Source organism: Ralstonia sp. Ralssp135 (assembly GCF_047304345.1).
In the GTDB taxonomy this organism is placed as follows: domain Bacteria; phylum Pseudomonadota; class Gammaproteobacteria; order Burkholderiales; family Burkholderiaceae; genus Ralstonia; species Ralstonia chuxiongensis.
The window spans coordinates 217,324-237,837 of the sequence record NZ_JBGLYZ010000001.1 but is presented as its reverse complement, the minus strand read 5'-3'; the positions used below and the strand labels follow the sequence as shown (position 1 = coordinate 237,837).

Annotated in this window: 18 protein-coding genes and 1 pseudogene; 14 read left to right on the top strand and 5 right to left on the bottom strand. The window is 64.6% G+C overall.

Going from position 1 to position 20,514, the window contains the following annotated elements:
* Positions 1-36: 36 nt before the first annotated feature.
* Positions 37-1,047, bottom strand: a complete 1,011-nt coding sequence (xylF, locus tag ACCD03_RS01050) for a D-xylose ABC transporter substrate-binding protein (protein ID WP_413410564.1) — start codon at positions 1,045-1,047, stop codon at positions 37-39.
* Between the two features lie 30 nt (positions 1,048-1,077).
* Positions 1,078-1,185 (bottom strand): annotated as a pseudogene (locus ACCD03_RS01045) (carbohydrate porin); the annotation flags it as partial.
* A 334-nt stretch (positions 1,186-1,519) separates the two neighbouring features.
* Here ACCD03_RS01045 and ACCD03_RS01040 point away from each other — a divergent pair.
* A complete protein-coding gene (locus ACCD03_RS01040; RefSeq protein WP_413410563.1) occupies positions 1,520-2,599 on the top strand; it encodes a porin in 1,080 nt (359 codons plus the stop codon).
* 138 nt (positions 2,600-2,737) lie between these two features.
* Positions 2,738-3,181 (top strand): cyanase, encoded by a 444-nt coding sequence (cynS, locus tag ACCD03_RS01035; RefSeq protein WP_413410562.1) that lies wholly within the window; start codon positions 2,738-2,740, stop codon positions 3,179-3,181.
* Positions 3,182-3,185: 4 nt separating this feature from the next.
* Here cynS and ACCD03_RS01030 read toward each other — a convergent pair whose 3' ends face one another.
* Positions 3,186-4,025, bottom strand: coding sequence for a FadR/GntR family transcriptional regulator (locus ACCD03_RS01030; protein WP_413410561.1), 840 nt, complete (start codon positions 4,023-4,025; stop codon positions 3,186-3,188).
* Positions 4,026-4,380: 355 nt separating this feature from the next.
* Between ACCD03_RS01030 and ACCD03_RS01025 the strand changes: the two genes are divergently transcribed.
* From ACCD03_RS01025 to ACCD03_RS00995, 7 genes are all read left to right on the top strand, one after another.
* Positions 4,381-5,580, top strand: a complete 1,200-nt coding sequence (locus ACCD03_RS01025) for an ABC transporter substrate-binding protein (RefSeq protein WP_413410560.1) — start codon at positions 4,381-4,383, stop codon at positions 5,578-5,580.
* Positions 5,581-5,660: 80 nt separating this feature from the next.
* On the top strand, positions 5,661-6,518 hold the full coding sequence (locus ACCD03_RS01020) for a branched-chain amino acid ABC transporter permease (RefSeq protein ID WP_316678430.1): 858 nt from the start codon (positions 5,661-5,663) through the stop codon (positions 6,516-6,518).
* Positions 6,518-7,486, top strand: a complete 969-nt coding sequence (locus ACCD03_RS01015; protein WP_413410682.1) for a branched-chain amino acid ABC transporter permease — start codon at positions 6,518-6,520, stop codon at positions 7,484-7,486. Before ACCD03_RS01020 ends, ACCD03_RS01015 begins: the two co-directional genes overlap by 1 nt.
* The gene (locus tag ACCD03_RS01010) at positions 7,483-8,253 is read left to right on the top strand and encodes an ABC transporter ATP-binding protein (protein WP_413410558.1); all 771 of its coding nucleotides are present in this window, start codon (positions 7,483-7,485) and stop codon (positions 8,251-8,253) included. The genes ACCD03_RS01015 and ACCD03_RS01010 overlap by 4 nt, the downstream gene beginning before the upstream one ends.
* Complete coding sequence (locus tag ACCD03_RS01005; RefSeq protein WP_413410557.1) at positions 8,250-8,963, top strand: ABC transporter ATP-binding protein; 714 nt, start codon at positions 8,250-8,252, stop codon at positions 8,961-8,963. Before ACCD03_RS01010 ends, ACCD03_RS01005 begins: the two co-directional genes overlap by 4 nt.
* A gap of 14 nt (positions 8,964-8,977) precedes the next feature.
* Positions 8,978-10,222 carry a Zn-dependent hydrolase gene (locus ACCD03_RS01000; RefSeq protein ID WP_413410681.1) on the top strand — a complete coding sequence of 415 codons (1,245 nt, stop codon included), beginning with the start codon at positions 8,978-8,980 and terminating at the stop codon, positions 10,220-10,222.
* Positions 10,223-10,241: 19 nt separating this feature from the next.
* Complete coding sequence (locus ACCD03_RS00995; RefSeq protein ID WP_413410555.1) at positions 10,242-11,720, top strand: M81 family metallopeptidase; 1,479 nt, start codon at positions 10,242-10,244, stop codon at positions 11,718-11,720.
* Between the two features lie 3 nt (positions 11,721-11,723).
* On the opposite strand, the gene ACCD03_RS00990 is transcribed toward ACCD03_RS00995, so the two are convergent.
* Positions 11,724-12,776, bottom strand: coding sequence for a LacI family DNA-binding transcriptional regulator (locus ACCD03_RS00990; RefSeq protein WP_413410554.1), 1,053 nt, complete (start codon positions 12,774-12,776; stop codon positions 11,724-11,726).
* A 163-nt stretch (positions 12,777-12,939) separates the two neighbouring features.
* On the opposite strand from ACCD03_RS00990, the gene ACCD03_RS00985 reads away from it, so the two are divergent.
* From ACCD03_RS00985 to ACCD03_RS00965, 5 genes are read left to right on the top strand one after another with little or no spacing between them, the layout of a single operon-like run.
* Complete coding sequence (locus tag ACCD03_RS00985) at positions 12,940-14,487, top strand: altronate dehydratase family protein (protein WP_316678417.1); 1,548 nt, start codon at positions 12,940-12,942, stop codon at positions 14,485-14,487.
* Between the two features lie 50 nt (positions 14,488-14,537).
* The gene (locus tag ACCD03_RS00980; protein WP_253540619.1) at positions 14,538-15,875 is read left to right on the top strand and encodes an MFS transporter; all 1,338 of its coding nucleotides are present in this window, start codon (positions 14,538-14,540) and stop codon (positions 15,873-15,875) included.
* Complete coding sequence (gene hpaI / locus ACCD03_RS00975) at positions 15,844-16,647, top strand: 4-hydroxy-2-oxoheptanedioate aldolase (protein WP_413410553.1); 804 nt, start codon at positions 15,844-15,846, stop codon at positions 16,645-16,647. The genes ACCD03_RS00980 and hpaI overlap by 32 nt, the downstream gene beginning before the upstream one ends.
* Positions 16,648-16,676: 29 nt before the next feature.
* On the top strand, positions 16,677-17,762 hold the full coding sequence (locus ACCD03_RS00970) for a tartrate dehydrogenase (RefSeq protein ID WP_413410551.1): 1,086 nt from the start codon (positions 16,677-16,679) through the stop codon (positions 17,760-17,762).
* Positions 17,763-17,782: 20 nt separating this feature from the next.
* Positions 17,783-19,264, top strand: coding sequence for an NAD-dependent succinate-semialdehyde dehydrogenase (locus ACCD03_RS00965; RefSeq protein ID WP_413410550.1), 1,482 nt, complete (start codon positions 17,783-17,785; stop codon positions 19,262-19,264).
* Here the strand turns inward: ACCD03_RS00965 and ACCD03_RS00960 are convergent.
* Complete coding sequence (locus ACCD03_RS00960; protein ID WP_413410548.1) at positions 19,261-20,514, bottom strand: NAD(P)/FAD-dependent oxidoreductase; 1,254 nt, start codon at positions 20,512-20,514, stop codon at positions 19,261-19,263. The two genes, ACCD03_RS00965 and ACCD03_RS00960, sit on opposite strands and share 4 nt — an antisense overlap.

The window sequence follows — 20,514 nt, the reverse complement described above, 5'->3', positions numbered from 1 at the left end:
CGCCGATGACCGACGACCGACTGCTGCATCGGCTGCTTACTTGCCGAAGATCTGCTGATGCGTGTAGAAGCCGTCCTTGACGACAGTGCTATCCAGGTTGTCCTTGGTCAGCAGCGTCGGGGTCAGCAGCACGGTATCGACATCCTTCTTGCCGTTGTTCAGCTTGGTGTTGAACTTGGGCGTGGTGCCCTTGACGAAGTCGACGGCCATCTCGGCGGCGGTGGCGGCAATTTCCTTGATCGGCTTGTACACCGTCATGGCTTGCGTGCCTTCAGCCACGCGGCGCACGGCGGCCAGATCGGCGTCCTGGCCCGACACCGGCACCTTGCCCGCCAGCTTCTGGCGTGCCAGCGCCTGGATGGCGCCGCCTGCCGTGCCGTCATTGGACGCGACGATGCCCTGGATGTTGTTGTTGTTTGCGGTCAACGCATTCTCAACAATGTTTTGCGCCTTGGAGGGGTCCCACTCAGGGGTCCATTGCTCGCCGACGATCTTGATGTCGCCCTTGTCGACGTACGGCTTGAGAACCTTCATCTGGCCTTCGCGCAGCAGGCGGGCGTTGTTGTCGGTTGCGGCGCCGCCCAGCAGGAAGTAGTTGCCCTTCGGCGCGACCTTCACCACGCCCTGCGCCTGCAGCTCGCCCACCTTCACGTTATCGAAGGTCACGTAGCCGTCGATGTCGGCATTCAGGATCAAGCGGTCATACGACACAACCTTGATGCCCTTCTTCTTGGCGCTGGCAATGGCGTTGCCCAGCACCTTGGAGTTGAACGGAACGATCACGAGCACGTCGACGTTCTGGGCAATCAGGTTTTCGATCTGGGCGATCTGCTTGGCTTCGTTGGCGTTGGCCGACTGCACGTTCACGGTCGCGCCCAGCTTCTTGGCCGATTCGACAAAGTAGTCGCGGTCGTGCGTCCAGCGCTCGACGCGCAGGTCGTCGATCGAGAAGCCGATCACCGGTGCTTCCTTGCTGGCGTGGGCCGAGGTGGCTGCGAAAGTGAGGACCGCTGCAGCGGCAATGGTGTTCAGTACGCGGAAAAGCATGAATGTCTCCTTCTTCATTGATGTTGTCGTTCAGAACGCTATGCCGGCTGTCAGCCCGATGACGAACGCGTTCTTGTTCTGGCTGGTGCCGTCCGGATGCAAGATGTACTGCAGATTAGGACGGTAGTACATCGACGGCTCGTGTGGCTAGCTGCAGGACGGCTTGCGCACATGGAGATTCGTCGCCATCACGTACGAGGACGCTCTGGCCGGCACCGGCATCCGGTTTACGGGCCGGTTGGGACTGCAGAATGGTCAAAATTGACAGCGCTGTCAATCTCGGGATTTGCCCTAGGTCTAAGGCACCATACGCGATTGTCTCCAACGCCTTGCAGTGACGTGCCTTGGCTAAAAACTAGGGCAACTCCCTACATTGACAGCGCTGTCAATTCTCCTCATTCTCCTGTCCGGGCCCGCCAAGAGACTCGGCTCGAACGAACAAAGACAACGCCAAATCAAGGAGACGAAAGCTATGCGTATCAAGAACCCATCCCAGCGGATTGCCATCGCGGCCGCTGCAGCCCTGCTTGCAGCCACTAGCGGCCTGGCTGCCGCGCAGAGCAGTGTCACGCTGTATGGCCGCGTCGGCGGCGGCATCGACTACACGAACAAGATTGCGACTGCGAACGGCACCGCCAGCAACCTGCAGTACGGCGGCAACCAGTGGGGGACCAGCATGTGGGGCCTCAAGGGTTCTGAGGATCTGGGTGGCGGGCTGTCTGCTGTGATGAACCTCGAGAACGGCTTCAATTCCGGCTCCGGTTCATCTGATGCGCTGTTCAATCGTTTCGCTGTCGTGGGGCTGTCGAGCACCACATACGGCACGCTGTTGCTCGGTCGGGCCATGGGCATTCCCGATGGCGAGACATGGTCGATTGACCCGATGGGTCTGCAGAACATGGGCGCCGAGACGCTGCAGGCCAACCGCACCTGGGGCTCACGCCAGAAGGCGATCACCTACAACTCGCCGACCTGGGGTGGCTTCTCGTTCCGCGCGCAAGCCGGCCTGAACGGAACGGCGGGGCACTTCAACGCTGGCAGGCAGCTTGCCGGTGCCATGGCCTACCAGAACGGCCCGCTGATGCTTAAGGCCTTCTACGAAGAAATTCGCGACACCAACGGCGAGTTCACCAACCTCTATACCGCTTCCCGCCTGTTCACGGCCGGCGGTACCTACCAGATTGGCGACCTCAAGCTATTCGGTGGCTATAGCCGTATCCAGTCGGGCGGCGCCACTGTTGCGGACGCGGACAACCCGAGCGGCGCGACCCACCAGCAAACCTATTGGCTGGGGGCCAACTATCAGATCACCCCGGCTTTGACGCTGATCGGCGGTGCATACAGGGCAAACCGCAACCAAGGCGGCGGAAACGGCACGCTGCTGACCGTGGGCGCCAACTATTACTTCTCGAAGCGCACATTGCTGTACGGCACCATCGGTACCGTAATGAACGGCAGCAATGCGTCCTTCTCGGTTGAGGCGGGTGGCGGCAAGCCGGCCCCGGGTTCTGGCCAGCAAGGTGTGTACACCGGGATCATGCACTGGTTCTGACGCGCTTCGCGTCGAAGTCCCAAGCGCGATGGCGGCATGGCCGTCATCTGCGCGACCCCGCGAGGGGCGGCGTTCCCGGGTTGGCATCGACCTTGCTCATGTCGCGTGCTGTTTTCTCACCCAACCCAGGGAGCCACCATGCACCGCGAAGACGTAACCGATCTGATCGTCCTGCAGAAAATCAAAAAGAAACTGACGTGGACGCAATTGGCCGAGGTCATTGGCCACAGCAAGGAGTGGAGCACCGCCGCGCTGCTCGGCCAGATGACGCTGACCGAAGCGCAGGCAAAGGCCGTTGGCGCAGCGCTGGATCTGCCCGAAGAGGCCATCGCGCCGCTGCAGGTGACGCCGTACAAGGGCTCGCTGCCAACCGCGGTGCCAACGGATCCGTTGATCTACCGCTTCTATGAACTCATCAGCGTGTACGGCACGACGTTCAAGGCGCTGATCCACGAAGAGTTTGGCGACGGCATCATGAGCGCGATCGACTTCAACATGGATCTCACGCGCGAGCCCGATCCCAAGGGCGATCGCGTGCGCATCGTCATGAGCGGTAAGTTTTTGCCCTACAAGACCTACTGAGCCGTCACGCGCCGTCGTCGCTGTCGTCGTGGTCGTCCAGCTGCGGCCGATTGCGGCGCGGCATCTCGGAATCGAGCACAAGACGGCCGTGCACGCGGCCCTTCATGCGCGTAACGTGATGCGTGCAGTCTTCCATGTGCGTGCTCATGAGTTTGCGCACGGTCTCTGCGTCGCGCGCGCGTGCCGCATCCAGAATCTGCCGGTGGAACTTGACGTTGGACGCGCCGAACTTGGCGTGGTCCTTTTGCGAGGTTTCGTTGCCGAACACCACAAGCTGCCGAATCATTTCGTTGATCAGCTCGCAGCAGAACCGCAGCATCGGGTTGGGATTGGCCGCAGCCAGGATGTCGTGAAAGCTCAGGTCTTCCTGTCGCTGATCGAGCGGCGCGGCGGCCTTGGCAGAAGCCGGGTCGCACAGGTCGATGGTGTGTTCGAGCGCGCGGAAGTCGTCTTCGGTCAGATGCGGCACCGCCCCGGCGGCAAGCTCCGGCTCCAGCAGCCGACGCACGGTGTAGACGTCTGCAATGCCGATGTCTTTGAAGAACAGGTAGTTCTGCATGAGCTGGAACGTGCGGTCCAACGGCACCTCGACGATGGTGCCGCCGCCGGCCGGGCCCGTGCTCACACTCACCAGGCCCTGCACCTCCAATGATTTCAGCGCCTCGCGGATGGTGCCTTTGCTCACACCGAAAGTCTCCTGCAGCTTGATCTCCTGCGGGAGCTTGTCGCCGGGCTTGAGGTTGCGCTGCGTGATCAGCCGCTTGAGTTCTTCGGCCACGAGGTCGGCGCGCTTCTGCTTGCGGATGCCGATCGACGCCGTCTTGCCTGGTCCGAGTGTGGCCATGGATGTCCGTTCCTTGTTGCGCGCATTCTAACTTCAGGGTTGTGTCACCCGGCTGTCCGGCGTGGTGCATGCATGCCCTTCGATCGTGCGCACGCACCGCATTCCCGCATCGTCACCCGGCATCTTCATCACGCACACCTTGGCGTAAACACCGACCTCTTCATCGTTGACGCGGCGCGGACGCGGCTTCTATGATGATTTCGCCTATTTATCATAACAAATATAAGAAACTGGTCTGGTTCTTGCTCGACTCGATGGTCGGCGAAAACCTCGCCGGTCAAGGCCAAGAGGAAGCTGCCGCCGGTGGTGGCTCCAAGCGCTGTTCTGAATCCACACGAACCCCAAGGAGTGCGCTTTGAATCGTCGAGACTTGCTCAAACTGGCGGCGCTGTCCGCCGTGCCCACGTCGCTGCTGCAGGCCCGCCTTGCGTTTGCTGCCGATGCCATCGAACTGGGCTGCCCGGTGCCGATGTCTGGCCCGTTCGCTGCCAACGGCAAGTTTGCCGACCTGGGCATGAAGCTGGCCGTGGAGCAATACGGCAAGGTGCTTGGCCGGCCGCTGGCGTACAGCGTGCTCGACACCGAGGGCAAGCCGGCCACGGCCGTGCGCAAGGTGCAGGAACTTGCGCAGCAGAAGAATGCGCGCTACTTCGCGGGCGGCATCCTCTCGTCGGAATCGCTCGCGATGGGCAAGGAGGCCGAGAAGTTCGGCGGCGTGTTCATCACCACCGCGGGGGCGGATGAAATTACCGGCAAGGACTGCAATCGCGCGACGTTCCGCTGGTCGGTGCCGACGTACGGCGCCATCGAGCGCACCGTGCGCCCGCTGATCGAATCGATGCCCAAGGCCAAGCGCTGGTACACCATCACGCCGCAATACGTGTTTGGCGACGGGCTGCTGTCAGCCGCCAAAAACATCTTCAAGGAAAAGGGCATCGAGCATGTGGGCAACAGCTACCACGCGCTCACCGAAAAGGAATTCAGCGGCTATCTGACCAACGCGATGGCGGCCAAGCCCGACGTGCTGCTGATCCTGAACTTCGGCTCGCAGTCGTCCGACACACTGCGCCAGGCGGTGAGCTTCGGCATGAAGAAGAACACGACGATTCTGGTGGCGTGGGCATCTGGCCTGGAGCAGTTCGAATCGCTCGGTGCGGACTTGTGCGAAGGCGTCTACTTCGGCGCGCAGTACTGGCACGACGTTGATACGTCCGCCAACCGCGATCTGGTGAAACGCACGCAGGCCGCGTTCAAATCCAATCCGAACTACAGCCTCGCAGGCTCGTACACCTGCACGAAGATCCTGCTCGACGCGATGGCCAAGGCTGGCAGCGCCGATCCGAAGGCTGTGATCGCCGCGCTGCAGGGCATGAAGTACGACGGCCTGACGGGCCCGGAAGAGATTCGCGCGGCCGACCACCAAGTGCTCAAGAACTACTACCTGCTCAAGGGCAAGCCCAAGAGCCGCATGAAAGACAAGGACGACTTTGCCGAAGTGGTGGCGGTTGGCAAGGCGTTCCTGCCGGTTGAACAGACGCAGTGCAAGCTGGCCTGAGGGTCTGATCTGCCGCTCGCCCGCCTTCGGTCGCTGAAGCGCGGGTGCCTGTCTTTCTGAGTGTCATTTCGATCAACGCAATGAACGTCTACCTGCTCCAGGTCGTCAACGGCGTGGGGATCGGCATGCTCTACTTCCTGCTGGCGGTGGGGCTGTCGATCATCTTCGGGCTGTTGCGCTTCGTCAATTTCGCCCACGGCGCGTTCTATGCGCTCGGTGCGTATCTCTGCTTTCAGGCCCTGCAGATGGGCATGAATTTCTGGCTGGCGCTCGTGCTCGCGCCCATCGTCATCGGCGCGCTTGCCTGGGTGACAGAGAAGGTGCTGCTGCGCCATGTGTATGCGCAGGCGCACGAATTCCACATCGTCGTCACCGTGGGGCTGGCGCTGGTCGTGCAGGAACTCATCATCGTGGCGTGGGGGCCGCTGGGCGTGGATGTGCCTGCGCCCGATGCGCTGCAGGGCGTGGTGATGTGGGGCGATTTCGTCTACCCGAAATACCGCCTGTTCGTGATCGGTTTTACCGCCGTGCTGGCGCTCGGACTGTGGTGGCTGCTGGAAGGTACGCGGCTGGGCAGTGCGGTGCGCGCGGGCAGCGAATCGACCGAGATGGTGTCGCTGCTCGGCATCAACGTTTTCCGACTCTTCAGCGTGATGTTTGCGCTCGGTGCAGGCACGGCCGCGATGGCGGGTGTGCTGGCTGCGCCCATTCGCGGTGCGGAGCCGTTCATGGGCGTGGAGGCGCTGGGCATCGCGTTCGTTGTCGTGGTGGTGGGCGGCATGGGCAGCTTTGCGGGGGCGCTGGTCGGCGGGCTGCTGGTGGGCATCGTGCAGAGCCTGATGAGCACGCTGTGGCCCGAAGGCGCGCGGCTGATGATTTACGTGGCGATGGCGGCCGTGCTGCTGCTGCGCCCTCACGGCCTGCTGGGGAGGGGATGATGCAAGCCGCATTCCATGGACTTTCGCGCTACCGCTTCTGGTGGCTGGCGCTGGGCGTGACGCTGTTGCTGCCGCTGGTGCTGACGTCCGGCACGTTGGCCACCGAAGTGCTCGTCTACGCGATGGCCGTCATGGCCTGCAACCTGCTCCTCGGCTACACGGGGCTGCTGTCGTTCGGGCAGGGCATCTTCTTCGGGCTGGGCAGTTATGCCGTGGGCGTCGGCCTCACGCAACTGGCGCTCCCGATGCCTGTGGCGATTGTTCTGGCCGTTGTGGTCGGCGCGGTCGTGGCGGCGGTGGTCGGGTGGTTTGCCATCCGCCAGCGCGGGACGTACTTCGTCATGCTCACGCTGGCCTTCTCGCAGATGTTCTATTTCCTGGCCTACACCACGCCGTCGCTCACGGGCGGCGATAACGGCCTGCTCGACATTCCGCGCCCGGCGTTTGCCGGTTCACCCTGGGCGTTCTATGCGTTCGTGGCGGTGCTGTTCCTTGTGGTGTTCTTCCTCGTGCAGCGCGTGACGGAATCGGTATTCGGCCGCACGCTGCTGGCGATTCGCGACAACGAAGAACGCGCGCTTGCCGTTGGCTACAACGTACGCGCGTTCAAGCTGCTGGCGTTCGTTATCTCGGGCGCCGTCACGGGCCTGGCCGGCGCGCTGCACGCCATGCTCACGGGCATCGCGCCGCTGGCCAATATCGATTACCACGTCAGCGAAATGATCCTGGTGATGACCGTCATCGGCGGTACGGGCAACGTGTTTGCATCGGTGCTGGGCGCGGCGTTCTATGTGCTGCTGTCGGACTGGCTCTCCAGCCTGTGGCCGCGCTGGCTTATGTTGCTCGGCTTCCTGCTGATTGCAGTGAGCTTGTTCATGCAGCGCGGGCTGTTCGGGCTTGGGCAGAAGCTGTGGCAACGCGTGCGTGCACCGCGTAATGCACCGGCGGTGCAGGAGGAACGCGCATGACCACCACGCCCATCCTGCAAGCCACCGGCATCGTTAAGCAATACGGCAAGTTCACCGCACTGGGTGGCGTCGATTTGCGTGTGATGCCCGGTACGGTGCACTCCGTCATCGGCCCCAACGGCGCGGGCAAGACCACGCTGTTCCACATGCTCACGGGCACGCGCATGATCACCAGCGGCACCATCGTCTTCGATGGCCACGACGTGACGCGCGAGGCCGACTTCCAGCGTGTGCAGCGCGGCATCGCGCGTTCGTTCCAGGTGACGAGCCTGTTCCCGAGCCTGTCCGTGCGCGAGAACCTGCGCCTCGCGACGCTGGGCACGACGCCGCGTCGTGCCATGCACGGCTGGCGCCTGCCGCAGGGCGATCTGGCCTGCAGCGACACGGTCGACCGCGTGCTCGATCGGCTTGAATTGCCACGCCTGGCCGACACACCGGCCGCCGCACTCTCGCATGGCCAGCAGCGCCGGCTGGAGGTGGGCATGGCACTGGCTGCCAACCCGCGCGCGATCTTCCTCGACGAACCGACTTCCGGCATGGGCGTGGATGATCTGCCCGCCATGAAGGCGCTCATTCGCGGCCTGGCGCAGGACCACACCGTCGTGCTGATCGAGCACAACATGGACATCGTCATGGACATCTCCGACACCATCACCGTCATGCAGCAGGGCAAGGTGCTGATGGAAGGCACGCCCGATGCCGTACGAGCGGACCCGCGCGTGCGCGCCGCGTATCTCGGCAACATGATTACGGGAGGCAAGAAATGACGACGACGGCGATCCTCGACGTTGCAGACCTCCACGGCTATTACGGCAAGAGCCACGTGCTGCAGGGCGTGGCGCTATCGGTGGGCGAGGGCGAACTGGTGACACTGCTTGGCCGCAATGGCGCGGGCAAGTCGACCACGCTCAAGACGATTGCCGGCGTGGTGGCGCCGCATGGGCATGTGCGCTTTCGGGGCAAGGACATTGCCGGACAACCGGCGCATCGCATTGCCGCGCAGGGTTTGTGCCTCGTGCCCGAGCATCGCGGCATCTTCAAGCTGCTGACGGTGGAAGAGAACCTGAAGCTCGGCGCGCGGCGCGATTCTCCGTGGCAGCTGGCCGACATCTACCGCATCTTCCCGCGCCTGCACGAGCGGCGGCGCAACGGTGGCGCCAACCTCTCCGGTGGCGAGCAGCAAATGCTGGCCATTGGCCGCGCGCTGATGAACCACCCGCGCCTGCTGATGTTGGACGAGCCGGTGGAGGGCTTGGCGCCCGTCATCGTCGAAGAGATCGTCGCGCAGTTGAAGATGATCAAGCAGGCGGGCGTGTCCATCTTGCTGGTCGAGCAGAACCTGGAGGTCTGCACGCAGCTGGCCGACCGGCACGTGATCATTGAACAGGGCCGCGTGGTCTACACCGGCAGCAACGAAGCCTTCCGCGCCGACGACGCTATCAAGGACCGTTACCTTGGCGTCGGCCTGGCCGCATGAACTCGCGAGAAATGATGACGACAGAGACTCAACTTCGTATCAACGGCGCGCGCCTGTGGGACACGCTCATGCAGCAGGCCAGCATTGGCGCGACGCCCAAAGGTGGCGTGCGGCGCCTGGCGCTGACGGATCTCGACCGCCAGGGGCGTGACTTCTTTGTTGCGCAGGCAAAGGCTGCCGGGTGCACCGTGCGCGTCGATGCCATCGGCAATCTGTTCGCACGCCGCCCCGGGCGCAACAATGCGCTGCCGCCGGTCATGACCGGCAGCCATATCGACACGCAACCGACCGGTGGCAAGTTCGACGGCAACTACGGCGTGTTTGCCGGCATCGAAGTCGTGCGCACGCTCAACGACGCGGGCATTCAAACCGAAGCGCCCATTGAAGTGGCCGTGTGGACCAACGAAGAAGGCTCGCGCTTCGTGCCGGTGATGATGGGCTCCGGCGCGTTCATCGGCGAGTTTGCACTGGACGCCGTGCTGGCCGCGCAGGACCGCGATGGCGTGGCCGTGGGCGAGGCGCTGCGCAGCATTGGCTACGCGGGCGCCGAGCCGGTTGGCGGCAGGCAGGTCGGTGCCTACTTCGAAGCGCATATCGAGCAAGGGCCGGTGCTCGAAGCGCACGGCACGACGATTGGTGTGGTGACTGGCGCGCTGGGCCAACGCTGGTACGACGCGGTTCTGACCGGCATGGAAGCGCACGCAGGTCCCACGCCGATGGAGCTGCGCCGCGATGCGTTGCTGCCGGCGGCGGAGCTTGTCGGCATTGCCAACCGAATCGCGCTGGAGCGCCCGCCGCACGCGCGCGCCACGGTGGGCTGCCTGAGCGTGCATCCGGATTCGCGCAACGTGATTCCAGGCCGCGTATCGATGACGATCGATTTTCGTGCTGCCGACGATGCGATGCTGTCCGACATGGACGCTGCACTCCATGACGCCGTGGCGGCGTTGGCCGCACGGAGCGGCATCGACATCGCATTGCGCCAGGTCGTCTACTTCCCCCCGCAGCCGTTCGACGCGACGCTCGTGAACGCAGTGCGCAACGGCGCCCGCCAGCTAGGCTTGCCGGAGATGGATGTGATCAGCGGCGCAGGCCATGACGCGGTCTACCTCGCCCGTGTGGCACCCACCGCGATGATCTTCGTGCCGTGCAAGGACGGCATCAGCCACAACGAGATCGAAGACGCCCGCCCAGAACATCTCGAAGCCGGGGCCAACGTGCTGCTGCACGCGATGCTGCAAGCCGCCGGCCGCGTTTGACACCACCACCCGACTGCCCATGCGCATCCTGATCGCTCGTTTCAATCACGAGACCAATACGTTCTCGCCAGTGCCGACACCGTTGGCATCGTTCCATCCGCACTACGGTGATGACGCTTATCGCGCCGTCAAGGGCACGCGCACAGCGGCCGGTGCGTTCATCGATCTGGCCGAGGCGGCCGGCGCGGAAATCGTCGTGCCCGTCGTTGCCGGGGCGAACCCCAGCGGGCGTGTGGCAGCGCAGGCCTACACCACGTTGTGCGACGCGATTGTCGCGGCTGCGCCCGGGTGCGATGCGCTGCTGCTCGATCTGCACGGCGCGATGGTTGCCGAGAACAGCGACGACGGCGAGGGCGACTTGCTCGAACGCTTGCGCGCAGTCGTGCCCGATGTGCCGATTGCTGTCGCGCTCGACTTGCACGGCAATCTCACGCAGAAGTTCATTGACCTGGCCGACATCGCAGTCAGCTTCAAGACGTACCCGCACGTCGACATGTACGAAACTGGCGAGCACGCGGGCCGCCTGCTGTTCGACAAGCTGGCCGGCCGCGCGAACCCGGTGCTCGCGTGGCGCCGCTTGCCGATGGTCACGCACACGCTGCGCAGCCGCACCGATGAAGGTGCAATGCACGGCGCCGTGGCGCTGGCCAAGCAGGCGGAGGAGGACGGCATGCTGGCCGTGTCGATCCTGGCTGGATTCGGGTTGGCGGACATTGCCGCGCCGTGCCTTTCCATCGTGGTGGTCGGCAACGGCGACAAGCATGCTGCCGACGCTGCGGCGCAACGCATTGCTGATGCCATCTGGGCCGACCGCGAAGGGTTCGTCTACCGCTCTGAACCGCTCACCGAATCGATCACGCGCGCAGCCAAGTTGGCGGACGCGCCGGGCAGCGGCCCCGTGCTGCTGCTCGACCATGGCGACAACTGCATGTCCGGCGGCACGTGCGACGACATGCACGTCCTGCACGAAGCGCTGAAGCAAGGCCTGAGTGGCATCGCTGTTGGGCCTGTGTGCGACCCGGAAGCCGTCGCTGCGATGATCGAGGCGGGCGTGGGCGCCACCGTCACGCTACCCGTGGGCGACAAGGTGCCGCTCGCGCAACTGGGTATCTACCCGGTGCCGCGCGCGCTGACGGGCAAGGTCGCGGCCATCAGCGACGGCGAATACACGATCACGGGGCCGACCTATACCGGGCAACGCATCCGCATGGGGCGCACGGCGCTGCTGGACATTGGCGCGGCGCAGGTGGTCGTCACTGAGACGCCGCAGGAGCATTGGGACCTCGGCATCTTCACGCACATCGGTGTAGACCCGCATGCCGCGCGGTTCGTGCTGCTGAAGTCGCGCATGTATTGCCGGCCCGTATTCGTGCCCATCGCAAAAGCCGTGGTGGAGTGTGACGGCGGCGGCGTAACGAGTTCAGACTACGCGCGCTTTCCGTTTGCGAAGGTGCTGCGGCCCGTGTTTCCGCTCGATGCGGAAGCGGCGACTGCCTGAGCGCTACGCGCTGTCGCGCTCAACGAGGGTAAAGCCCACGTCGACCGTGCGACGTTCTTCATCGCCGTGTTCGATGCGATCGATCAGCAACGTTGCCGCCAGCTTGCCGATGCCCGTTCCGTCGATGCGGATCGTGGTGAGGGCAGGCGTGGTGTCCTTGGCGAACACCTGGTCGCCGTAGCCGACCACGCGAAGTTGCCCGGGCACGGCAATGCCGCGATGTTCCGCTTCCATCAGCACCCCGAGCGCAAGGATGTCGGCGCCGCAGAAGATGGCATCGGTGTCCGGATGCCGCGCGAGCAACTCGCCCAGCGCACGCCGGCCGTCCCCCAGGTTGGCGGGGGATTCAGCGGCAATCACGGGAATGTCGTCATCCGGGCCGAACGCCTTCACGAAGGCCTGCGCGCGTGCCTGCGCGCGGCGGTCGCTCGGCGTGATCACGGCGGGGTGCTTTGCGCCGCGCTGCTTCAGATAGCGCGCCGCCGCTTGCCCCACCTTCTGGTGTGAGAAGCCCACCAGCATGTCCAGCGGGTTGCGCGTGATGTCCCACGTTTCCACCACCGGCACGCCGGCGGCCTGCAGCTTTTGCCGCACGCTGGCCGAGTGCACCACGCCGGTCAGCACGATGCCCGCAGGGCGCCGTCCGACGATGGCATCGAGCAGCGCATCTTCGCGTGATTCGTCATAGCCGCTCTGGCCGATGAGCAATTGATAGCCCGCCGCCGCAAGTTCCGTGGTGAGTGCGGCCACCGTTTCCTGGAACACGCTGCCCGCAATCGTGGGGATGAGCGCGACGATCAACCGGCTGCGGTTGGACGCCAGTGATCCGGCCACCAGGTCCGGCGTATAGCCCGTCTGCCGCACCGCTTCGCGCACGCGTTCCAGCGTGTCGCTTGACACCAGCTCTGGCGTGTTCAGCGCGCGTGACACCGTCACCTTGGTCACGCCCACCAGCTTGGCAAGGTCGCTCAATGTGACGCGCCCGGTGTTCTTGCGCGCACGGCGTCCGGCGGCGGGCGCGGTTTCTAAGAGGGACACGGCGGGGGACTTGGTCACGTGATCGAGAGGCCGATTAGGGAAACACAGGGGAACGAAGGGGCTAGCAATTATCGCAAAACCCGACTACGATTGCGCAAATGTTACCGGTTACATAAACCGGTAACATCAAAACTGACGATAGACGACGGCTGCACCAGAAGACAGCCCGGAGGAGCAAAGGATGTTGCAGGCAACCCCAGCGTACGCTGGGCCGCTGATTCAGTTGAACGCGGCAGACAACGTGCTGATTGCGCGCGAAGGGCTGTCGCTTGGGGCGAACCTGTCGATCAACGGGACCGCGGTGCGCCTGCGCGCGCAGGTGCCGGCCGGTCACAAGATCGCCGCGCAGCGGATCGCGCAGGGCGAATTCATTCGCAAGTACGACACGATCATTGGCCGGGCAGCGCGCGATATCGAAGCGGGCGAGCACGTTCACACGCACAACGTGGAGCTGATCGACTACGCACGCGACCCCGGCTTTGGCCTGGATGTGCGCCCGGTCGATTACATCCCGGAGGCACAGCGCGCAACGTTCAATGGCATCGTCCGCCCCGACGGCCGTGTAGCCACACGCAACTTCATCGGCATCCTCGCGTCGGTCAACTGCTCGTCCACCGTTATCAAGAACATTGCGGCGTGGTTCACGCCGGAGCGCCTGGCGCTATTTCCCAATGTGGATGGCGTGGTGGCATTTGCGCAGACGAGCGGTTGCGGGATGTCGTCGCCATCCGAGCATTTCGATGTGCTGCGCCGCACGCTGGCGGGCTATGCGCGGCATCCGAACCTGGCGGGTGTGCTGATCGTCGGCCTGGGCTGCGAGCGCAACCAGGTGGCGGACTTGATGGCCAGCCAAGGGCTGGAAACAGGCAAGCTGATGCACACGCTCGTGATGCAGGACACCGGCGGCACGCGCGCCACCATCGAGGCGGGCATCGCCGCCATCCAGAAGATGCTGCCGGCGGCCAACGACATCGTTCGCCGCCCGGTATCGGCCAGCCATATCAAGATCGGCCTGGAGTGCGGCGGCTCCGATGGCTTCTCGGGCATTACCGCCAACCCGGCGCTGGGTGCCGCGATGGATCTGCTGGTGCGCCACGGCGGCACGGCCATCCTGTCGGAAACGCCGGAGATCCACGGTGTGGAAACCATGCTCACGCGCCGTGCGGTGTCGCCGGAAGTCGGCCAGAAGCTGCTCGATCGGCTCGCCTGGTGGGAGAACTACACGCGCGGCCACAACGGCCAGTTCAACGGCGTGGTTGGGCCCGGCAACCAGCAGGGCGGTCTGGCCAACATCTTCGAAAAATCACTCGGCTCGGCAATGAAGGGCGGCACCACGCCGCTGCAGGCCGTGTACGAGTACGCCGAGCCCATCGACCGCGCGGGCTTCGTCTTCATGGATTCCCCCGGCTACGACCCCGTTGCCGTGACGGGCCAGATTGCCAGCGGCGCCAACCTGATCTGCTTCACCACGGGGCGCGGCTCGATGTTCGGCTCCAAGCCCGCACCGACGATCAAGCTCGCCAGCAACACGCCCATGTTCCGCCGGCTTGAAGAAGACATGGACATCAACTGCGGCCGCATTCTCGACGGCGAACGTTCGGTGGAAGAAATGGGCCAGGACATCTTCGAGCACATCCTGCGCACCGCCTCGGGCGAGCGCACCAAGAGCGAACTGCTCGGCCTTGGAGACCATGAATTCGTGCCCTGGCACATGGGCATCGTGAGTTAGCGCCTCGACTCGAAGGCACGCATCACCTATTACAAAACAGGAGACAAACCATGCAGGACACGTCACAAGGCGGCCCGCGTTCCAAAGTGCGCTGGGTTGTCGCCGGCCTCATGTGGGCGGCGATTGCCATCAACTACATCGACCGTACTGTGCTGTCGGCCGCCGCGCCGCACATCCAGAAAGAGTTCCACCTGAGTGCGGTGGAATTGGGCGTCGTCATGTCCGCGTTCTTCTGGTCGTATGCGCTGCTGCAGTTGCCGGCGGGCATTCTGGCCGATCGTTTCGGGCAGAAGAAGGTGCTCGGGTTTGCGGTGCTGTGGTGGTCCGTTGCGACGGCGTTGACGGGCTTGGCAAACGGCTTCAAGTCGCTGGTGGGCTTGCGTGTGGCGCTGGGCATTGGCGAGGCAGGTGCGTATCCGAGCAGCGCGGGCATCACGGGGCGCTGGTTCCCCAAGCAGGAACGTGCCACGGTGGCGGCCATTTTCGATAGCGGCTCCAAGCTGGGTAGCGCTGTCGCCTTGCCGCTCATTGCCTGGCTGTTGGTGATGTTCGATTGGAAGATCACCTTTGCGGTAACGGGCGCGCTGGGCATCGTGTGGGCGGTGGTGTGGTGGGCGGTGTTCAAGGAAACGCCCGAAACGCACAAGGGCGTGAACGCCGCCGAGCTGGCCCACATCCAGCGCGGCCTGCCGCCAGCCCGCAAGGATGAACCCAAGGTGCCCTGGACGAAGCTGCTCACGCACCGGAACATCTGGGCGATGTGCATCGGCTTCTTCATGATCAACTACAACTCGTACTTCTTCATCACGTGGCTGCCGACGTACCTCGTCAAGGAACGCGGCATGGGCCTGATGGAAATGGGCTTCATGGCGTCGCTGCCGCTGTTCGTGTCGATGTTTGTTGAGGTGTTTGCAGGCTGGGCGTCGGACCGCGTGTATGCGTCGGGCAAGCTCTCGCTCACGGCCACGCGCAAGCTCTTCCTCGTGGTCGGGCTGGTGATGGCTTCGAGCATCGGGCTGGCCGCGTTCGCGCAATCGGCCGTGGTGGCGGTCATCCTGCTGTGCATCGCCAAGTCGGGCACGACCGTAGCGGCGTCGCAGGTGTGGGCGCTGCCAGCAGACGTGGCGCCTGGCAACAACGTGTCGATGGTCGCAGGCCTGCAGAACAGCGTGTCGAACATGGGCGGCGTGGTTGGCCCGATCGTCACCGGCGCTATCGTGGGTGCCACGGGCTCGTTCATTCCGGCGCTGGTGTTTTCCGCCGCGCTGATCGGCCTGGCGATCCTGAATTACCTCTTCCTGCTCGGCAAGGTGGAACCCATCAGCTTCGAGCCCACTTCTGAAACACGTCCTTCGCATGACCAACGCAATGCAAACGCCCGCGCTTAACCGCCCGAACAGTTTCAAGGCCGCGCTGGCCGCCAAGCAACGCCAGATCGGTTTCTGGCTGGCGATGAGCGATCCGTACCTGGCCGAGGTGAGCGCCACCGCCGGCTTCGACTGGCTGCTGATCGACAGCGAGCACGCCCCGAACGACGTACGCACGATCCTCGCGCAACTGCAGGCCGTGGCGCCGTACCGCGCCGAGCCCATCGTGCGCCCGTACAACGGCGATCCGTCGCTCATCAAGCGCCTGCTCGACATTGGCGCGCGCACGCTGCTTGTGCCGATGGTCGACACGGCGGAAGAGGCGCGCGAACTGGTGCGTGCGGTGCGCTATCCCCCGCGCGGCATTCGCGGCGTGGGCAGCGCAGTGGGCCGCGCATCGCGTTGGAGCGCCCGCACCGACTACCTGCAGATTGCCGATGACGAAGCCTGCCTGCTCGTCCAGGCGGAGACCGTCACCGCGCTGCAAAACCTTGAAGCCATCTGCGATGTGGATGGCGTGGACGGCGTGTTTATCGGCCCGGCGGATCTGGCAGCGTCGATGGGCCACCGTGGCAATGCAGGCCACCCGGATGTGCAGGCTGCCATCGACAACGCCGTGCGCACGATTGTTGCGTCGGGCAAGGCCGCCGGCACGTTGACGTCCGATGCGGCGCTTGCACGTCACTATCTGGAGCTGGGCTGCACCTTCGTCGCCACCGGTGTTGATATCCTGATGTTCGCCAACGGCGCCCGCAAGCTCGCCCGTGAGTTCATCGCGCCGCAAGGTGCCTGATTCTTCTTCCTCTTCTTACCGGATCTGACATGACCCGCAAGACTTACCGGATCGCCGTGATCCCCGGCGACGGCATCGGCCGCGAAGTGATGCCCGAAGGCCTGCGCGTGCTCGAAGCCGCCGCGCGCCGCTTCGGTATCAGCCTCGAAACCCAGCACATCGACTGGGCCAGTTGTGATTACTACCAGCAGCACGGCACGATGATGCCGGACGACTGGAAGCAGCAACTGCAGGGCATGGACGCCATCCTGTTCGGCGCGGTCGGCTGGCCGGCCACGGTGCCCGATCACGTTTCGCTGTGGGGCTCGCTGCTCAAGTTCCGCCGCGAGTTCGATCAGTACATCAACCTGCGCCCGGTGCGCCTGTTTGAAGGCGTACCGTGCCCGCTGGCCAACCGCAAGCCCGGTGACATTGATTACTACGTCGTGCGCGAGAACACCGAAGGCGAATACACGTCGCTCGGCGGCATCATGTACGAAGGCACCGACCGCGAGATCGTGATCCAGGAGTCGGTCTACTCGCGCAAGGGCGCGGAGCGGCTGCTGAAGTTCGCCTTCGACCTCGCACAGAGCCGCGAGCGCAAGCACGTGACGCTCGCCACCAAGAGCAACGGCATCGCCATCAGCATGCCGTGGTGGGACAAGCGCGCGGATGAAGTCGCGCAAAGCTACCCCGACGTCACGCTGAACAAACAACATATCGACATCCTGACCGCGCGCTTCGTGCTGCAGCCGGGTCGCTTTGATGTGGTGGCCGCCACCAACCTGTTCGGCGACATCCTGTCCGATCTTGGCCCCGCCACCACCGGCACGATCGGCTTGGCACCTTCCGCCAACCTGAATCCCGATCGCACGTTCCCGTCGCTGTTCGAGCCGGTGCACGGCTCGGCGCCGGACATCTATGGCAAGAACATCGCCAACCCGATCGCGATGATCTGGTCGGCGGCGCTGATGCTGGATTTCCTGACCGAAGGCCAGGGCGAAGGGCGCGCCGCGCACGACGCTATCGTCGCGGCCATCGAAGCCGTGTTGAAGGAAGGCCCGCGCACACCGGATCTGGGCGGCACGGCCAACACCACGCAGGTGGGCGAGGCGATTGCCGCGCACCTCGGTTGAGCGGCTTGAAGGAATCGACGATGGCTTTCAGCTTCGACCAACTCCGCCAGACGGGGCTCGTGCGCACCGACAACCTGATCGACGGCCAGTGGGTGGACGGCACCGACGGCGCGCGCTTTGCCGTGACGGACCCCGCCACCGGCAGCCTTATCGCCAACGTGCCTGACAGCAGCGCTGCTGATGCGCGTGCCGCCACCGACGCGGCAGCACGCGCCTTTCCCGCATGGCGCGACACGCTGCCTGCCGAGCGCGCTGCCATCTTGCGCCGCTGGCACGCGGCCATCGTCGCCAATGCCGATGCACTGGGGCGGCTGATTTCTTTGGAGCAGGGCAAGCCGTTTGCCGAAGGGCGCGGCGAGGTCATGTACGGCGCCTCGTACGTCGCCTGGTTTGCCGATGAGGCCACGCGCATCTACGGCGATCTGATTCCGCAGCAGCAGCGCGGCAAGCGCATGAGCGCCGTCAAGGAGCCCGTCGGTATCGTGGCGGCCATCACGCCTTGGAATTTCCCGCTGGCGATGATTGCGCGCAAGATCGCGCCGGCGCTGGCGGCAGGCTGTACCGTTGTCGCCAAGCCGGCGGAAGACACGCCGCTCACGGCGCTGGCACTCGCGCAGCTTGCGCAGGAAGCGGGGCTGCCGCCGGGCGTGCTGAACATGATCTCGGCCTCGCGTGAGCGCGGCATCGAGGCCGTGGCCGGTTGGCTGCAAGACAGCCGCGTGCGCAAGATCACCTTCACGGGCTCGACGCCGGTGGGCAAGTATCTGGCGCGTGAATCTGCCGGCACGCTGAAGAAGCTGTCGCTGGAGCTGGGCGGCAACGCGCCGTTCATCGTGTTTGACGATGCGGACCTCGATGCGGCCATCACGGGTTTGCTGGCGGCCAAGTTCCGCAACGGCGGCCAGACCTGCGTGTGCCCGAATCGCGTCTACGTGCAGGCTGGCGTGTATGAGCGCTTCGGCGCCATGCTCGCCGAGCGGGTTTCCGCGCTGAAAGTCGCACCCGCCACCGATCCGGATGCGCAGATCGGCCCGATGATCAACGCTCGCGCCGTCGACAAGATCGAACGCCACGTGCAGGACGCCGTTGCTAACGGTGCACGCGTACTGGCCGGTGGCAAGCGCTTGCCGGAAGTTGGCGAACACTTCTATGCGCCCACCGTGCTGGCCGACGCCAACAGCAGCATGGCCCTGTGCGGCGAAGAAACGTTCGGCCCCGTTGCGCCGCTGTTCCGCTTTGTCGATGAAGCCGAAGCCGTGCAGGCCGCCAACGACACGCCGTTCGGGCTGGCTTCGTACTTCTACACGCAAGACATCCGCCGCATTGAGCGTGTATCACGCGCGCTGGAAGCGGGCATCGTCGGCATCAATGAAGGCGCGCTTGCCAGCGAGGCGGCGCCCTTTGGCGGCGTGAAGGAATCGGGCTACGGTCGCGAGGGCTCCAAGTACGGGCTCGACGATTATCTGTCGATCAAGTACCTGTGCCAGGGCGGGCTGAACTAGCGCGCTGAATCCCAGAAGCGTTGCGCACGGAACGGGCGAACATCCACGGTGGATGTCTCGCCCGTCATCATTTCTGCAATTAATCGCCCGGTAATCGGCCCCAACGTCAGGCCATGGTGTGCATGGCCGAACGCGAACCACATGTTTGCGTGGTGCGGCGCCGGCCCGATGATCGGCAACATGTCGGGCGTGCATGGGCGGGCGCCCATCCAGGGTTCCGCATCCACCCGTTCTGCAAGCGGAAAGAGCTTGCGGGCGACTGGCTCGACGGCGTCCAGTTGCACGGGCGTCTTGGGCGCATCGCGGTGTGCGAGCTCCGCGCCGGTGGTCAGGCGGATGCCGCGCGCCATCGGCGCCAGCACATAACCGCCGTCGGCATCGAGCACGGGATGGTTCAACTGCGCACCTTGCGCGGGCGCGTAGTGCATGTGGTACCCGCGCTTGACGGCCAGCGGCAGGCTGTAACCCAGCCGCGAAGTGATGACGTCCGCCCAGGGGCCCATGGCGATGACGACGTTGTCAGCGCGCAGCTCTCCTTCCTTGGTTTGCAGCAGCCACGGCGCGTTGGGCGTGAGCGTGTTGGCATCCGCTTCAAACAGGCGGCCGCCGAGTTGCTCGAAGTACTTCGCATAGGCAGTCACCAGCGCGTTGGGGTCGCTCACAGAATCGGCCTCTGTGTAGCGCAGACCGCCCAGCAGCGATGTGTCCAGATGCGGCTCGACCGTGCGCAGGCGCGCAGGGTCGAGCGCTTCAAAGGCGACGCCGTACTCGCGTTGCCAGCGCTCGACGTTGCGCGTTTCCTTGTCCTGCGTGGCCGCGTTGCGGAAGACCTTGATCCAGCCGCTGGGGCGGATCAGCCCTGTGGCGCCGGCGGCTTCGGCCAGCGCGCGGTGCTCACTCACGCTGTGCGCGATGAGCGGTGCATACGCACGTGCAATCGCCGCGTGCCGCGTGGGGTGCGAGTTGCGCCAGTACTGCCACAGAAACGGCAGCAGCCGGGGCAGATCGCCCGGGTGGTAATGCACGTCCGCCGACGTATTGCTCGCATAACGCAACAGCGTCGACAGGTCGCGCGGGAACGCATACGGATACACACCCTCGCGCTGGATCAGCCCGGCATTGCCGAACGACGTCTCAAAGCCCGGTGCACGGCGGTCCACAAGCGCGACGGCGCGCCCGCGTTTCTGCAGATGCACCGCCACCGATACGCCGACAATGCCGGCGCCCAGCACAAGGGTGTCAAAGCGCAT

Excerpts from the sequence above, each read along its gene's own strand:
- xylF (WP_413410564.1), bottom strand. The coding sequence starts at position 1,047 with ATGCTTTTCCGCGTACTGAACACCATTGCCGCTGCAGCGGTCCTCACT.
- ACCD03_RS01040 (WP_413410563.1), top strand. The coding sequence starts at position 1,520 with ATGCGTATCAAGAACCCATCCCAGCGGATTGCCATCGCGGCCGCTGCA.
- cynS (WP_413410562.1), top strand. The coding sequence starts at position 2,738 with ATGCACCGCGAAGACGTAACCGATCTGATCGTCCTGCAGAAAATCAAA.
- ACCD03_RS01030 (WP_413410561.1), bottom strand. The coding sequence starts at position 4,025 with ATGGCCACACTCGGACCAGGCAAGACGGCGTCGATCGGCATCCGCAAG.
- ACCD03_RS01020 (WP_316678430.1), top strand. The coding sequence starts at position 5,661 with ATGAACGTCTACCTGCTCCAGGTCGTCAACGGCGTGGGGATCGGCATG.
- ACCD03_RS01015 (WP_413410682.1), top strand. The coding sequence starts at position 6,518 with ATGCAAGCCGCATTCCATGGACTTTCGCGCTACCGCTTCTGGTGGCTG.
- ACCD03_RS01010 (WP_413410558.1), top strand. The coding sequence starts at position 7,483 with ATGACCACCACGCCCATCCTGCAAGCCACCGGCATCGTTAAGCAATAC.
- ACCD03_RS01005 (WP_413410557.1), top strand. The coding sequence starts at position 8,250 with ATGACGACGACGGCGATCCTCGACGTTGCAGACCTCCACGGCTATTAC.
- ACCD03_RS01000 (WP_413410681.1), top strand. The coding sequence starts at position 8,978 with ATGACGACAGAGACTCAACTTCGTATCAACGGCGCGCGCCTGTGGGAC.
- ACCD03_RS00995 (WP_413410555.1), top strand. The coding sequence starts at position 10,242 with ATGCGCATCCTGATCGCTCGTTTCAATCACGAGACCAATACGTTCTCG.
- ACCD03_RS00985 (WP_316678417.1), top strand. The coding sequence starts at position 12,940 with ATGTTGCAGGCAACCCCAGCGTACGCTGGGCCGCTGATTCAGTTGAAC.
- ACCD03_RS00980 (WP_253540619.1), top strand. The coding sequence starts at position 14,538 with ATGCAGGACACGTCACAAGGCGGCCCGCGTTCCAAAGTGCGCTGGGTT.
- hpaI (WP_413410553.1), top strand. The coding sequence starts at position 15,844 with ATGACCAACGCAATGCAAACGCCCGCGCTTAACCGCCCGAACAGTTTC.
- ACCD03_RS00970 (WP_413410551.1), top strand. The coding sequence starts at position 16,677 with ATGACCCGCAAGACTTACCGGATCGCCGTGATCCCCGGCGACGGCATC.
- ACCD03_RS00965 (WP_413410550.1), top strand. The coding sequence starts at position 17,783 with ATGGCTTTCAGCTTCGACCAACTCCGCCAGACGGGGCTCGTGCGCACC.
- ACCD03_RS00960 (WP_413410548.1), bottom strand. The coding sequence starts at position 20,514 with ATGCGCTTTGACACCCTTGTGCTGGGCGCCGGCATTGTCGGCGTATCG.